This window comes from Candidatus Omnitrophota bacterium, from assembly GCA_021735655.1.
GTDB lineage: Bacteria > Omnitrophota > Gorgyraeia > Duberdicusellales > 4484-171 > JAHKAJ01.
The window spans coordinates 168,639-181,827 of the sequence record JAIPGM010000002.1; the positions used below are offsets into that span (position 1 = coordinate 168,639).

The 13,189-nt window shown below is 38.7% G+C and carries 10 protein-coding genes and 1 other RNA gene; 10 read left to right on the forward strand and 1 reads right to left on the reverse strand.

The genetic code is table 11. The annotated features are described in order from the left end of the window. The first annotated feature begins 4 nt into the window (after nucleotides 1-4). The 7 genes from uvrB (at nucleotide 5) to K9L86_01910 (ending at nucleotide 10,224) form a co-directional block, all read left to right on the forward strand. Nucleotides 5-1,987, forward strand: a complete 1,983-nt coding sequence (gene uvrB / locus K9L86_01880; protein MCF7907611.1) for an excinuclease ABC subunit UvrB — start codon at nucleotides 5-7, stop codon at nucleotides 1,985-1,987. Nucleotides 1,988-2,005: 18 nt separating this feature from the next. Next, on the forward strand, nucleotides 2,006-2,731 hold the full coding sequence (locus tag K9L86_01885; GenBank protein ID MCF7907612.1) for a type III pantothenate kinase: 726 nt from the start codon (nucleotides 2,006-2,008) through the stop codon (nucleotides 2,729-2,731). A gap of 141 nt (nucleotides 2,732-2,872) precedes the next feature. After that, nucleotides 2,873-3,160 (forward strand): co-chaperone GroES, encoded by a 288-nt coding sequence (gene groES / locus K9L86_01890; GenBank protein ID MCF7907613.1) that lies wholly within the window; start codon nucleotides 2,873-2,875, stop codon nucleotides 3,158-3,160. Nucleotides 3,161-3,170: 10 nt separating this feature from the next. Beyond that, entirely contained in the window at nucleotides 3,171-4,814 is a 1,644-nt protein-coding gene (gene groL / locus K9L86_01895) for a chaperonin GroEL (GenBank protein MCF7907614.1), read from the forward strand. A 116-nt stretch (nucleotides 4,815-4,930) separates the two neighbouring features. Beyond that, a complete protein-coding gene (locus K9L86_01900; GenBank protein ID MCF7907615.1) occupies nucleotides 4,931-6,283 on the forward strand; it encodes a PAS domain S-box protein in 1,353 nt (450 codons plus the stop codon). Nucleotides 6,284-6,427: 144 nt separating this feature from the next. Beyond that, nucleotides 6,428-10,027 (forward strand): pyruvate:ferredoxin (flavodoxin) oxidoreductase, encoded by a 3,600-nt coding sequence (gene nifJ, locus K9L86_01905; protein ID MCF7907616.1) that lies wholly within the window; start codon nucleotides 6,428-6,430, stop codon nucleotides 10,025-10,027. Between the two features lie 11 nt (nucleotides 10,028-10,038). Then, a complete protein-coding gene (locus tag K9L86_01910; GenBank protein ID MCF7907617.1) occupies nucleotides 10,039-10,224 on the forward strand; it encodes a ferredoxin in 186 nt (61 codons plus the stop codon). Between the two features lie 88 nt (nucleotides 10,225-10,312). Here the strand turns inward: K9L86_01910 and K9L86_01915 are convergent, their stop codons facing one another. Continuing rightward, a complete protein-coding gene (locus K9L86_01915) occupies nucleotides 10,313-11,725 on the reverse strand; it encodes a SurA N-terminal domain-containing protein (GenBank protein MCF7907618.1) in 1,413 nt (470 codons plus the stop codon). Nucleotides 11,726-11,903: 178 nt separating this feature from the next. Between K9L86_01915 and ssrA the strand changes: the two genes are divergently transcribed. The 3 genes from ssrA (at nucleotide 11,904) to trxA (ending at nucleotide 13,092) form a co-directional block, all read left to right on the forward strand. After that, nucleotides 11,904-12,261, forward strand: a transfer-messenger RNA (tmRNA) gene (gene ssrA, locus K9L86_01920). A 142-nt stretch (nucleotides 12,262-12,403) separates the two neighbouring features. Then, nucleotides 12,404-12,718: a hypothetical protein gene (locus K9L86_01925; GenBank protein MCF7907619.1), complete on the forward strand. Its 315-nt coding sequence runs from the start codon at nucleotides 12,404-12,406 to the stop codon at nucleotides 12,716-12,718. Between the two features lie 56 nt (nucleotides 12,719-12,774). Continuing rightward, entirely contained in the window at nucleotides 12,775-13,092 is a 318-nt protein-coding gene (gene trxA / locus K9L86_01930; protein ID MCF7907620.1) for a thioredoxin, read from the forward strand. The last annotated feature ends 97 nt before the right edge of the window (nucleotides 13,093-13,189 follow it).

Sequence of the window (13,189 nt, forward strand, 5' to 3'; positions counted from 1 at the left end):
TTAGATGGACCGATTTAAGCTGGTCAGTAAATTCAAGCCTACCGGAGATCAACCTCAGGCAATAAAGAAGCTCATTCAGCGGATAAAGTCTGAGAAGCGTTTTTCTACTCTTTTGGGTGTAACCGGATCAGGGAAAACCTTTACTTTGGCTTGTGCAATCGAGAAGTTGAATCGTCCGGTTTTAGTGATTTCTCACAATAAAACCCTAGCTAGTCAGCTTTATGCTGAGTTTCGCGAGTTTTTTCCTCAAAATGCGGTTGAATATTTTGTTAGTTATTACGATTATTATCAACCGGAAAGCTATATTCCTCAAACTGATACCTATATTGAAAAGGATGCATCAATTAATGATCGTCTTGATCGCTTAAGGCTTTCATCGACAAGTTCACTTATTGCTCGCCAAGATGTTATAGTAGTCGCATCGGTATCTTGCATTTATAACTTAGGTTCTCCAGAAGATTATCAGAATTTAACGTTAAATTTAGTCTCGGGTCAGGCTTTACAAACTGAAAGTGTTATTAAGCAGCTTACCGAGCTTCAGTATGAGCGCAATGACTTTGATTTTCAAAGAGGAACCTTTCGCTTGAAAGGTGATACTTTAGATATTTTCCCATCTTACAAGGAGCGGCCACTGCGAGTAGAGTTTTTTAATCAGGAGTTAGAGAAAATTTATGAGTTTGATCAGGCCAGTGGAAAAAAGATTAGCGACTTGGAGAGAGTAAGTATCTATCCGGCAAAACATTTTATCATCGAGAAGGATAAAATTGAGGCAGCTTCAAGAACGATTTCTTTAGAGCTTGAGGATCGTTGCGATTTTTTTAAAAAAGAAGGAAAACTCCTTGAAGCTCAGCGTTTGAGGCAGCGAACTCTTTTTGATCTTGAAATGTTGAATGAGTGCGGATATTGTCATGGCATTGAAAACTATTCTCGCCATTTAACTGGTCGCCCGACTGGATCAAGGCCATTTTGTCTTTTAGACTACTTTTCTAAAGACTTTATTACTATTATTGATGAAAGCCATGTGACTGTACCTCAGGTACGGGGAATGTATGAGGGCGATAAGTCGCGAAAAAAAACCTTAGTTAACTATGGCTTTAGGTTGCCGTCTTGCTTAGACAACCGGCCGCTTCGTTTTGATGAGTTTACCAAATTAATTAACAAAGCAGTTCATGTTTCCGCAACTCCGGCAGAGTATGAATTAAAACTTTCTGACTACAAGGTTGTCGAACAAATTATTAGACCCACTGGGCTACCTGACCCGGAAATAGAAGTTCGCCCAAGTGAAAATCAAATCGAAGATATAATCGCGGAAGTTAAAAACCGGATTAAGAGCAAAGAACGAACCTTGATTACTACTTTGACTAAACGGATGGCTGAGGAACTTTCACGATATTTGGCTGATGAAGGATTAAAAGTCAGCTATGTCCATTCAGAGGTCAATACTTTTGAGAGGACAAAGATTTTGAAAGATCTCCGGATGAAAAAAATTGACCTTTTGGTTGGAGTAAATCTTTTACGGGAAGGGTTAGACTTACCGGAAGTATCTTTAGTGATAATCCTTGATGCTGACAAAGAAGGATTCTTGCGTTCAGCAACGTCATTAATCCAGGTGGCCGGAAGATGCGCCCGCAATATTAACGGACACGTTATCATGTATGCAGATAGGGTTACTAAATCAATGCAGAAAGCAATCAATGAAAGTTCGCGTCGCCGGAAGGTGCAACTTGAGCATAATCGAATCAATAATATTACCCCTAGGAGTATTCAGAAGGCAATCAATGAAGGTATTGAAATATACTTAAAAGAAGCGAATAAGCTTAATCAGCGACTTGATCTTAAAGAAGAAGTTGGTAGCTTACATGAAGTTATTGGCCAGCTTGAAAAGGAGATGTTTTTGGCGGCTAAGCATTTACATTTTGAAAAAGCCGCTAGTTTACGTGATAAAATAGAAGAGCTGCGCAAAGTTATTGCCAAAAAGGTTAAATAGTCTATAATTATTTAAGTTATGATTGTAGTTGACGTTGGAAACACTAGTATAAGTTTATTTCAGTTCAAAGGAAAAAAAATTACCAAAATTGTATCTTTGTCTACTCGCCAAGTTACTAAAAAGGCAGTTAAGGACGCTTTGGTTAATTTCTCTTCGGGGCCGATTTTGCTTTGTTCGGTCGTGCCTAAGGTGAGCAAGTTGTTTCAATCTTTGAATCGGAAGGTCTACCTCATCGGCAAGGAAATTAAAGTTCCTATCGGTTGTAAATATAAACGTAGTGATGTTGGTTCAGATCGATTAGTCGCCGCTTTAGCAGCTAAAAATTTATTTCCTAAGGTGAGGATAGTGCTTGATTTTGGCACAGCGATTACTTTTGATTTTTTATCGGTTAAGGGTGATTATCAAGGGGGGATTATTTTGCCTGGAGCCGGCTCAACTCTTTCGGTATTTTCTAGCTGCGCCCTTCTTCCCAAGAAAATAAAGATAACTAAAACAAAACGAATTATACCTAAAGATACCGCCGAAAGCATAAGCAAGGGGTTGACTGAAGGGTTTTCAGTGATGATTAATTCTTTAGTTAAAAAATATTGTAAGCTTTTAAAAATTCCTCGTTCAGCAACTATTGTTGTTACCGGAGGCGAAGCTGCTTGGGTTAAGTCTAAGCTCGACTTCAGTTATTCCTATGAGCCATACCTAGTGGCAAAAGGTCTTCAAAGTTTGGCTGCCCAATATCTTTCCCAGTAAAAAAATTTAAAAATTTTCTTGACAAGGTTGTCTACTTAAGTATAATTAGCACTCTTGGGTAGAGATTGCTAAGTTAGTTAATTGCAGTTTTTTCGTTATTTTAGTCAAAAAAGGTTAGGTTTAATTAAAGGAGGTGCTTAGATGAAGTTTAAGCCATTATCTGATCGAATTTTGGTGAAACCGCTTGAGGCCAAGGAGCAGACTAAGGGGGGTATTGTTATTCCCGATTCTGCCAAGGAAAAACCTCAGGAAGGTGAGATCGTCGCTGTGGGTGAAGGTAAAAAATCTGACGACGGCAAGGTAATCGCCGTATCTTTGAAGGTAGGCGATAAAGTGCTTTATGGTAAATATTCAGGAACTGAGATCACCTTAGATGGTGAAGAGTGTCTGATTATTCGTGAAGACGATGTTTTAGGAATTGTAGGATAGGAGGTTATTTATGGCAAAACAGTTAATATTCAGTGAAGAAGCCCGTCGGGCAATTTTAAGAGGCGTTGAGCTTTTGGCCAGGGCAGTTAAAGTTACCTTAGGTCCTAAGGGAAGAAACGCAATTCTCGATAAGAAGTTTGGCTCACCGACCATAACTAAAGATGGAGTAAGCGTAGCTAAAGAGATCGACCTAGAAGATCCTTACGAGAATATTGGCGCTCAATTAGTTAAAGAGGTGGCCGAGAAAACTTCGGATGAAGCTGGCGATGGAACAACTACCGCAACAGTTTTGGCCGAAGCAATTTTTAAAGAAGGAATCAAGAATGTTGCTGCCGGTGCAAACCCGATGGCATTAAAAAGAGGAATCGACAAAGCAGTGGTAGTGGTGATTGAAGAGCTAAAAAAACTATCTAAGCCAGTTAAGGATAAAAAAGAAATTGCCCAAGTTGCAACGATAGCCGCTAACGGTGACTCTCATGTTGGTGAGTTAATTGCTGATGCTATGGAAAGTGTTGGTCAAGACGGGGTAATTACCGTTGAAGAAGCTAAGTCTATGGTAACTGACAAAAAGGTAGTTGAGGGTATGCAATTTGATCAAGGCTATTTGTCCCCTTATTTTGCTACTGATGCTGAGAAGATGGAAACTCTTCTAGAAGACCCTTATATCTTACTTTATGAAAAGAAAATATCCAACCTCAAAGATATGCTCCCCTTATTAGAAAAGATTGCTCGTTCCGGAAAGCCGTTAATGATTATTGCTGAAGATGTTGATGGCGAAGCCTTGGCAACTTTGGTAGTTAACAAGATTCGGGGAACTTTTATTTGTTGTGCTGCTAAAGCTCCCGGGTATGGCGATCGTCGCAAAGCAATGCTTGATGATATTGCTATGCTTACTGGCGGAAAGTCAATAACTGAGGATTTGGGTTTAAAATTAGAGAATGTTTCTTTAGAGGATTTGGGTCGAGCTAAGAAAGTAAAAGTTGACAAAGAAAATACAACTATAGTTGAAGGCGCCGGGAAAACTACAGCTATCCAGGGAAGAATTAAACAAATTAGAGCCCAGATTGAAAAAAGTGATTCTGATTACGATAAAGAGAAGCTCCAGGAGCGGTTAGCTAAACTTGCCGGTGGAGTTGCCGTAATAAACGTTGGAGCAGCTACTGAGACTGAAATGAAAGAAAAAAAAGCCAGGGTTGAAGATGCACTTCATGCAACCAGGGCAGCAGTTGAAGAAGGGATTATTCCCGGTGGGGAAATTGGACTTCTTCGCAGCATCCCAGCGCTAGACAAGATAAAAGTTGAAGGCGACGAGCAGATTGGTGTGAATACTGTGCGTCGGGCGCTTGAAGAGCCTTTACGGCAATTGGTAACTAATGCTGGTTTAGAAGGTTCGGTAATGGTAGAAAAAATCAGGAATGAGAAAGCTAATGTTGGTTTTGATGCTGAAAACAATAGAATAATTGACATGTTTGAAGCTGGCATCATTGATCCAACCAAAGTTGCTCGAACTGCTATTCAAAATGCAGCTTCGATTTCAGGATTGTTGATTACAACTGAAGTAGTCATTGCTGACAAACCAGAAAAAGAAGATAAAGCTCCAATGCCTGGCGGTATGCCTGGCATGGGTGGTGGTATGCCTGGTATGGGCTACTAATTTTATCAAAATTTGACCATAAAATCCCCGTCTTCCTAAAAGAGACGGGGATTTTTTTATGGATTTTTACTTTCGATAGTGTTATAATAAACAATAGTTTTAAAAATTTATAATTTATGCGAGAAGCACCTTTTTCTTTAAGCACAGTTGGCGCCGACAATCTCGAGTTGGGTTTATTTCGTTACTCACTCCTGCCGCGTGAGGGATTTGTTGCTGCAAATAGCACGCTTTTTGGAATGTTGGGCTATCTTAGTCGAAAGTATTTCTTACAGGAAAAGATAGATAAATTGTTTTTTGATTCTAAGGATTGTGAGATTTTTTTTGAAATATTAAATCGTAATCAAAAGATTAAATTTTTCGAGGTTCCGTTTAAGAAAAAGGATGGGAGTCGAATCTGGGTGGCGATAACTGCTTCTTATATCTTTTCTAAGGATAAAACGAAATGCCTAGAAGGGATAATTCAAGATATCTCTTATCAAAAGCGAATGCAAGACCGGTTAATTTTGGAGAAGGATTTTCTCCAGGCGTTATTTGATAATATTCCGGATGCTGTTTATTTCAAAGATCGAAGCAACCGGATAATTAAAGTTAATAAGTTTTATGTTGACGGTACTGGACTTAACGAAAAGGAGATAGTTGGAAAGACTGACTTTCATTTTTTTCCTTATAGCCAGGCTAAAGAAATGTTTGAAGACGACAATCATGTTTTAAATACCGGAAAGCCAATAGTTGGCAAAATTGAGAAGACTAAACTTCCCGATGGTAGTTGGAATCAAGTGATTACGACTAAAATTCCGATGCACGATAGGGGTGGTAAAATCATTGGTAGTATCGGTACCACTCGTGACATGACCGCTCATGGTAATCTGGAAGAGAATCGTCTTTCAATGGCCATAAATGCACTCGAAATTTTAGGAAAGGCTCTAGAAATGCGAGATCCTTATACTTTTAGTCACACCCGACATGTTGCTAAGATAGGCGCTGAGATTGCTAAAGCTTTAGGCTGGGACGATAATCAAATTTTAGCTATGAAGTTAGCTGGAGAGCTTCATGACTTAGGAAAGATAAGTATCCCTTTGGATATTTTAAATAAACCCGGGGTTTTAAGCAGTTTAGAATATAGTTTAATAAAGGAGCACACTACTAATTGTTATAATTTAATAAAAGATGTAGATTTTCCGTTTCCTTTGGCTGAAATTATTTATCAGCACCATGAACGAATTGATGGTTCTGGCTACCCGCGTCAACTAAGCGGTGATAAAATTATGACTGAAGCCCGTATTTTAGCGGTTAGTGATGTCTTGGAGGCCATGACTCATCATCGTCCGTATCGGGCTGCTCTTGGCTTAAAAGATGCCTGCAGTGAGCTGTCAGACAACAAAGGTACTAAATATGACCCAGTGATCGTCGAAGTGTTATTGAGTCTAGTTAAGGATAGCGGCGACAAAGAGTTTTGGCTGGGAAATTAAGACAATGAATCTATCTGCTAGCTAATCCGCTCGTGAATTTATTAAGATTAGATAATTTGTTTGCATAGTTTTAGGTTTTGTGTTATAAAATATATTCCTTTTATTATTACTTAAAAAAGCACTAAAATTGAGGAGGATACCATAATGAAGCGTCGAAAAATTCCCATAGATGGAAATACCGCAGCAGCTCATGTTGCTCATGCTACCAATGAAGTTATTGCGATTTATCCGATAACCCCTTCCTCTGGTGTTGGGGAGATGGCTGACGAAAAGTCAGCTAAAGGCGAGACTAATATTTGGGGTCAGATACCAGTAGTCTCAGAACTTCAATCAGAAGGTGGAGCTTCTGGGGCCGTTCACGGAGCACTTTCAGCCGGCAGCCTTACAACTACTTTTACCGCATCTCAGGGCTTGTTGTTAATGGTTCCGAATATGTTTAAGATCGCCGGCGAGTTAACGCCAACCGTTTTTTATGTAACTGCTCGCACTGTAGCAACTCATGCGCTTTCGATATTTTGTGACCATTCTGATGTTATGGCGGCACGTTCTACGGGCTTTGGAATTTTATTTGCAAACAGCGTTCAGGAAGTTATGGATTTAGCTTTGATTGCCCAGAGTTCAACTCTAAAAACTCGAGTTCCCTTGCTGATGGTTTATGATGGTTTTCGTACTTCTCATGAAATTCAAAAGGTAGAGGAGCTAGCTAAAGAAGATATGTTAGCTTTAATTGATTTTGGAGATATTACTGCTCATCGCAGACGAGCGCTTACCCCAGATTGTCCGACCATAAAAGGTACATCACAGAATCCTGATGTTTTTTTTCAAGAAAGAGAAACTGTAAATGCTTTTTATGAAAATGCACCGGATATTGTTCAAACGGCAATGGATAAATTTTCTAAGCAAGTTGGCAGGAGTTATAGTCTTTTTGAGTATGTTGGAGCGCCCGATGCCGAAAGAATCGTTGTGATTATGGGTTCTGGCGCTGAAACCGTTCATGAGACTGTTGATTATCTAACTAAACAGGGCGAAAAGGTAGGCCTGGTTAAGGTTAGACTTTATCGTCCATTCTCGGTTGATGCTTTTGTTGATAGTTTTCCTAAGACTACTAAAGCAATAGCTGTTTTAGACAGAACTAAAGAGCCGGGGGCAATTGGTGAGCCACTTTATCTAGATGTGCGTTCAGCTATCGGTGAAGCTTTGGAGAATAAAGTTGCCCCTTTTAAAGAGTGGCCTAAAATCATTGGTGGCCGGTATGGTTTAGGTTCGAAAGAATTTACCCCTTGCATGGTTAAGGCAGTTTTTGATAATTTAGCTAAGAGTGAAGTTAAAAACCATTTTACCGTCGGCATTGAAGACGATTTAACCAACCACAGTTTAGAGACTAATAGTTGTTTTTCATCTGAGAATACGCAAAACTTTAGAGGTGTTTTTTACGGTCTCGGTTCTGACGGAACCGTTGGTGCTAATAAGAATTCAATTAAAATAATTGGTGAATTGACTGATAATTATGTTCAGGCTTATTTTGTTTATGATTCAAAGAAGGCTGGAGCTCGCACCGCTTCTCATCTTCGTTTTGGAAAAGATCCAATCCGTAGCACCTACCTTATTCAGCAGGCGAACTTTGTCGCTTGTCATAATTTTTCTTTTGTCGAGAAGTTTGACTTGCTTTCAGTTGCTGAGGAAGGCGCAACCTTTCTTTTGATTAGTCCTTACGGTAAGGATCAAGTTTGGGATCGTCTTCCAATCGAAGTCCAGAAGGAAATAATTCAAAAGAAACTTAAATTTTATGTGATTAATGCAACTAAACTTGCTGAAAGTTTGGGCTTAGGGGCAAGAATTAACACGATTATGCAGACAGCCTTTTTTACAATCAGTAATATTTTACCGATTGATCAGGCAATAACAGCCATAAAAGATGCGATTAAGAAAACTTACGGCAGTAAGGGTGATAAAGTGGTACAGATGAATATGGCTGCGGTTGATAAAGCGGCTGGGGCTATTGAAGAGGTGTTGGTGCCTAGTGAGGCTACTAGTAAAATTTCTATACCTTTGGTTGTCCCTGATAATTCGCCAGAGTTTGTGAAAAAAGTAACTGCTAAAATTATTGAAGGCAAGGGCGATGAATTACCGGTGTCGGCCTTCCCTAATGACGGAACTTACCCGACTGCGACCACTCAAGTTGAAAAACGTAATATTGCCACTCAGATTCCTGAGTGGGATCCATTAGTTTGCATTCAGTGCGGACAGTGTTGTTTGATGTGTCCGCACGGAGTTATCCGAATGAAGATATATAATAAGGACCAATTGACTAAGGCTCCAGCTGAATTTAAGCATACTCAGGCCAAAGGTAAGGATTTGGAAAGTAAGGCCTTTACGCTTCAAGTTGCCCCTGAGGATTGCACTGGTTGTGGAGTCTGCGTTAATAGTTGTCCGGTGTTCAAAAAGGATGATAATAGTAAGCCTACCGACAAAAAGGCAATTAATATGGTTGCTCAAATTCCAGTACGTGAGCGTGAACGGAAAAGCTTCGAGTATTTTCTCTCTTTGCCGGATATGAAGATTGAGGATTTACCGATCCCAATCAGCACTGTTAAAGGTTCTCAACTCATGCGACCGTTATTTGAATTTTCCGGTGCTTGTGCTGGATGTGGAGAAACCGCTTATGTTAAATTGATGACTCAGCTTTTCGGAGATCGAGCCTTAATCGCCAACGCGACAGGGTGTTCGTCTATTTACGGTGGTAACTTGCCGACCACTCCTTATTGTGTTAATAGTGATCAACGTGGTCCAGCTTGGTCTAATTCTCTTTTTGAGGATAATGCTGAGTTTGGCTTCGGTATGCGTTTGAGTTTGGATCAGATTAATGATCGGGCCAAGCAGTTACTTAAAGAATTACTTAGCAAGAAAGCCCTAGGGGATAATTCTACCTTAGCTAATGAAATACTTAATGGCAATCAGGATACTCATCAGGATATCGAAAATCAACGCTTAAGAGTGGCAAAGCTTAAAGATGTTTTGAAGAAACTTTCTAATGATAAGCTGGCTCAAGAGTTATTGTCATTTGCTGATCAACTGGTTAAAAAATCGGTATGGATTTTAGGTGGTGACGGGTGGGCTTATGATATTGGTTACGGTGGTCTGGATCACGTTTTGGCTTCAGGTAAAAATATTAATGTTTTAGTTTTGGACACTGGGGTTTATTCAAATACCGGCGGCCAGATGTCTAAAGCGACTCCGATGGGCGCGATAGCTAAATTTGCTGCCGCTGGTAAGCCATTACCGCGCAAAGATTTAGCAATGCTTGCTATGAGTTACGGTAATGTGTACGTTGCTCGTATTGCCATGGGTGCAAATTCAGCTCAGACCCTCAAAGCATTTTTAGAAGCTGAAAGCTATCCTGGCCCCTCAATAATTATTGCTTATTCTCAATGCATTGCTCACGGTATCAATATGACTAAAGGTGTGGATGCACAAAAAAAGGCTGTTGCTTCTGGTGATTGGCCTTTGGTAAGATTTAATCCTCAGTTATTAAAAGAGAAGAAAAATCCTTTGCAGCTTGACAGCAAGTCGCCGAGCATACCTTTAGAAGAATATATCTACAGTGAAAATAGATTTAAAGCTTTAAAAACTGCAGCGCCGGAAAGAGCAGAGATGCTATTGAAGTTGTCACAGGAAGAAATTATTAGAAGATTTAAGATTTATGAATATCTATCAAAGATGGATTGTTGCAATTCGGACGAATAAAGGAGGGAGTAATGGCAAAGGTTAAAGTTGATGAGAATGCTTGTGTTGGATGTGGGCTATGCGTTAATATGTGTGAGGCTGTGTTTGAATTAGATGGTAACGGTATGGCCAAGGTAAAAACAGATGAATGTGGAAGTTGTGATTTGCATGATATTGCTTCGCAATGTCCGGTTAACGCAATCGTAATAGAAAGCTAAGCGTTAGCTAGAGATTAACTTTAGAAGTTTATAGTTGCCTCGTTTGAAATATTAAATTTTTCAGGCGAGGCAATTTTTTATTTGCGTCTTAGCGAAGCGGGTTTAGGTTTAAATTAGCTTCTTGCTTTACTCTTTGAAGAAATTGTATTCGTTTTGAAAATGCTTTATTTTTTGCAAGTAGTTCTCGGTAGGTATCTTTCTTTTTTTGAAAGTCTGCATCATTGATTTCAGTCAATTCTTTTAGTTGAACGATATAAATTGCCTTTTCTCGAATAAATAACCTAGGTTCAACTTCACCATTTTTGAGTGAGAATATAGAATTACTTATTTCCGGATCGAGTCCAAGACCCTCAATGTAATCATAAAATTTAAATGGCTCAGGTTCTTTATATGTAATATTTTCTTGGCCGGCCAATTTCTTTAGATTTTTTAAGCTTTGATTGTTTATTTTGTCTAAAAGTTCTTGAGAAAAGCTTTTAGCTTGCTTTTTTGCTTCTTCAAGAATTAGTTTTTCCTTAACTTCTGATTCAATTTCTGAAAGGACTGGAATAAAAGCTGATTCTTGGTCAGTTTTTTCAATGAGTAAAATACCTTTTTCGGTTTCTAGCGGGGGGCCTAAGGTATTTTTGTCTAATGAAAAAGCTACTTCGGTAATTTTATATTGCCAGCCGATGTCTTCGATTGGATCGGAGAGTTTGATTAATCCGGTCTCTTTAATTTTTAGGGAAAATTTACTGGCTAGTTCGGCCAAGGTCCTTATTTCTTTGAGGTTGTTAATGATAGCTGAAATTTTCGGATTATCGTTTTCGATTAACACATAAGCTATATTTATTTTTGCTTCTTTTTCGAATAAGGCTTTATTTTCTTCATAGAATGTCTCAATTTCGCTAGGCGCTATCCCAATATCAACTTTAAATTTATTGTAATTAATAGCTAAGTAGGCTATGGTTGCTTTTTGTGTATCGCGCAGATATAGTTCTTTTATTTCTTCAGGTTTCACTTCGACAGTAGCGTGTTCTTGAAATAACTTATCAATTTTAATGAAAGAGCGGATGTGCTCTTCAAACATACGAGCATTTAGGTTTAAATTGTAGCGTCGAGAAATTGCTTGTAGGAAATTTTGATATGTTTCTTGATTGAATCTTTTTTGACCAAAGATGTTGTTTATTACGTAATTTTTAACTTCTTCGTTGGTAACTTTAATTTTTTCTTGATTGGCCTTCCAAATTAGAGTTAAAAAGTCTAAGCCGATGCGCTCAAAATCAAGTGGAGTGAGCGATTGAGAATCGCCTCCGGAAAGTAGTGCTTGTAGCTTAGCCATTCGGATGGCTTCTTGCAGCTCGGAGATAGTTATTTTTTCACCACCGATTTTACCAAGTATATTTTTATCTCTTCCCGAAAGGTAAAAGCCGGCCCCTGAAAGGCCGAAAGCAGCAATGATTACGATTGCCAATATCCAAATTATACGTTTTGTATGGTGGCTGCGAAAGTTATTAAGCATAGAAGTATAGTAACGGGTATTAAAAATTTTTCAAGTAATTTTTTAATCAAGCTTGCAGAGTCGAGCTATTTATGGTATGTATAAAGCGGTATGAGTTATCTTTGCTATTTTCGATCTAGACGAGATTAACTTAATCTATATAATTTTTTTTTAAAAAATTAACGTTTTATTGAAAATTGGGGGTGAACAGGCTTCGACGTAATGGCTAGATGATCGGTTGCATGTCGCGAGGGTAAGTCTCCCGCGTTAACGGAGCTTACAAAACACAAACGCAACACCTTACGTTGCAACATCTCCTGTTGGCTTAGGCTAAGGAGGGCACCGATATTTTTTGCCTCAGGAATTATTGGTGCACACTTATGGGGCTAGAATTAGGCTCTTTTGCTTTGAGGGTTTAGTTTGAAACTAATAAAGCTGCTTTTTGGAAGATCCCGCCTTTTGGAGCTTTCAAGACTAAGATAAATATAAGGCTAAACATGTAGTAACTTTTCGTTGAACCTTTGCGGACCGGGGTTCGATTCCCCGCACCTCCACCAAGATAAAGATTTTTTTAAAAGCTTAGTTTAAATCCTACCTTTATAATTTTTTATTTTTAGGTTTAAAGATATTTTTGCAAACTGAAATTTGCTGTGATAAAATAGGTCGCGTAGTTAAAATAGTATAAAGAGGAGGTGTTCTGTGGCAAAGCAAAACGATACTTTAAAATATATGAAAGAAGAAGTTTGGCCAAAGACAAAGAAGGAAGTCGAAAGGGGGATAAAGGAAGCAAAAAAAATACTCAACAAGAGTGAAAAATATCTTAAAACTGTCTCTGAAAAGGGGGTTAAGCAAACTAAAAAAGTTTCCTTAGCTATAAAGAAAGAGAAATTGTATTATGATTTAGGCAAAACTGTTGCTTGCGTCAAGCTTGAGAATTGGTCAAGCAATAAAAAGATTGAAGCTATTCTTGGAGAAATTAAAGCTTTAGATAGAAAAACTGCTAGAATTAAATAGCTATCAGCATAATGAATAAATAAATGTAGTTCTACGTCAAAGGGAGGTTTCGGATCATGGAAGTCACAATTACAACTAATAATTTTGAGAAAGAGGTGCTTAATTCTGCTACGCCGGTTTTACTGGATTTTTGGGCTCCTTGGTGCGGGCCGTGCAAGATGATTGCTCCCTACTTGGAGGAACTGGCGAAAGAATACTCAGGTAAATTAAAGGTTTGTAAACTAAATGTTGATGAGGCTCCGGCCTTAGCAACAAAATATTCGATTATGAGCATACCAGCGCTTCTTCTTTTTAAGGGTGGTAAAATAATGGAGAAGCGAGTAGGGGCGATGAGCAAAAAAGATCTTGAAAAAATTAGTCAAGCCTATTTGTAATTTTTTTCCTATCCTTGATGAAGCTCAAGCCAATGGCCTAAAGGTTGAGCAAAATCCGCCTAAACAGTATAGAAATTTACCTAAATAATGCTTGCGA

Excerpts from the sequence above, each read along its gene's own strand:
- uvrB (MCF7907611.1), top strand. The coding sequence starts at position 5 with ATGGACCGATTTAAGCTGGTCAGTAAATTCAAGCCTACCGGAGATCAA.
- K9L86_01885 (MCF7907612.1), top strand. The coding sequence starts at position 2,006 with ATGATTGTAGTTGACGTTGGAAACACTAGTATAAGTTTATTTCAGTTC.
- groES (MCF7907613.1), top strand. The coding sequence starts at position 2,873 with ATGAAGTTTAAGCCATTATCTGATCGAATTTTGGTGAAACCGCTTGAG.
- groL (MCF7907614.1), top strand. The coding sequence starts at position 3,171 with ATGGCAAAACAGTTAATATTCAGTGAAGAAGCCCGTCGGGCAATTTTA.
- K9L86_01900 (MCF7907615.1), top strand. The coding sequence starts at position 4,931 with ATGCGAGAAGCACCTTTTTCTTTAAGCACAGTTGGCGCCGACAATCTC.
- nifJ (MCF7907616.1), top strand. The coding sequence starts at position 6,428 with ATGAAGCGTCGAAAAATTCCCATAGATGGAAATACCGCAGCAGCTCAT.
- K9L86_01910 (MCF7907617.1), top strand. The coding sequence starts at position 10,039 with ATGGCAAAGGTTAAAGTTGATGAGAATGCTTGTGTTGGATGTGGGCTA.
- K9L86_01915 (MCF7907618.1), bottom strand. The coding sequence starts at position 11,725 with ATGCTTAATAACTTTCGCAGCCACCATACAAAACGTATAATTTGGATA.
- trxA (MCF7907620.1), top strand. The coding sequence starts at position 12,775 with ATGGAAGTCACAATTACAACTAATAATTTTGAGAAAGAGGTGCTTAAT.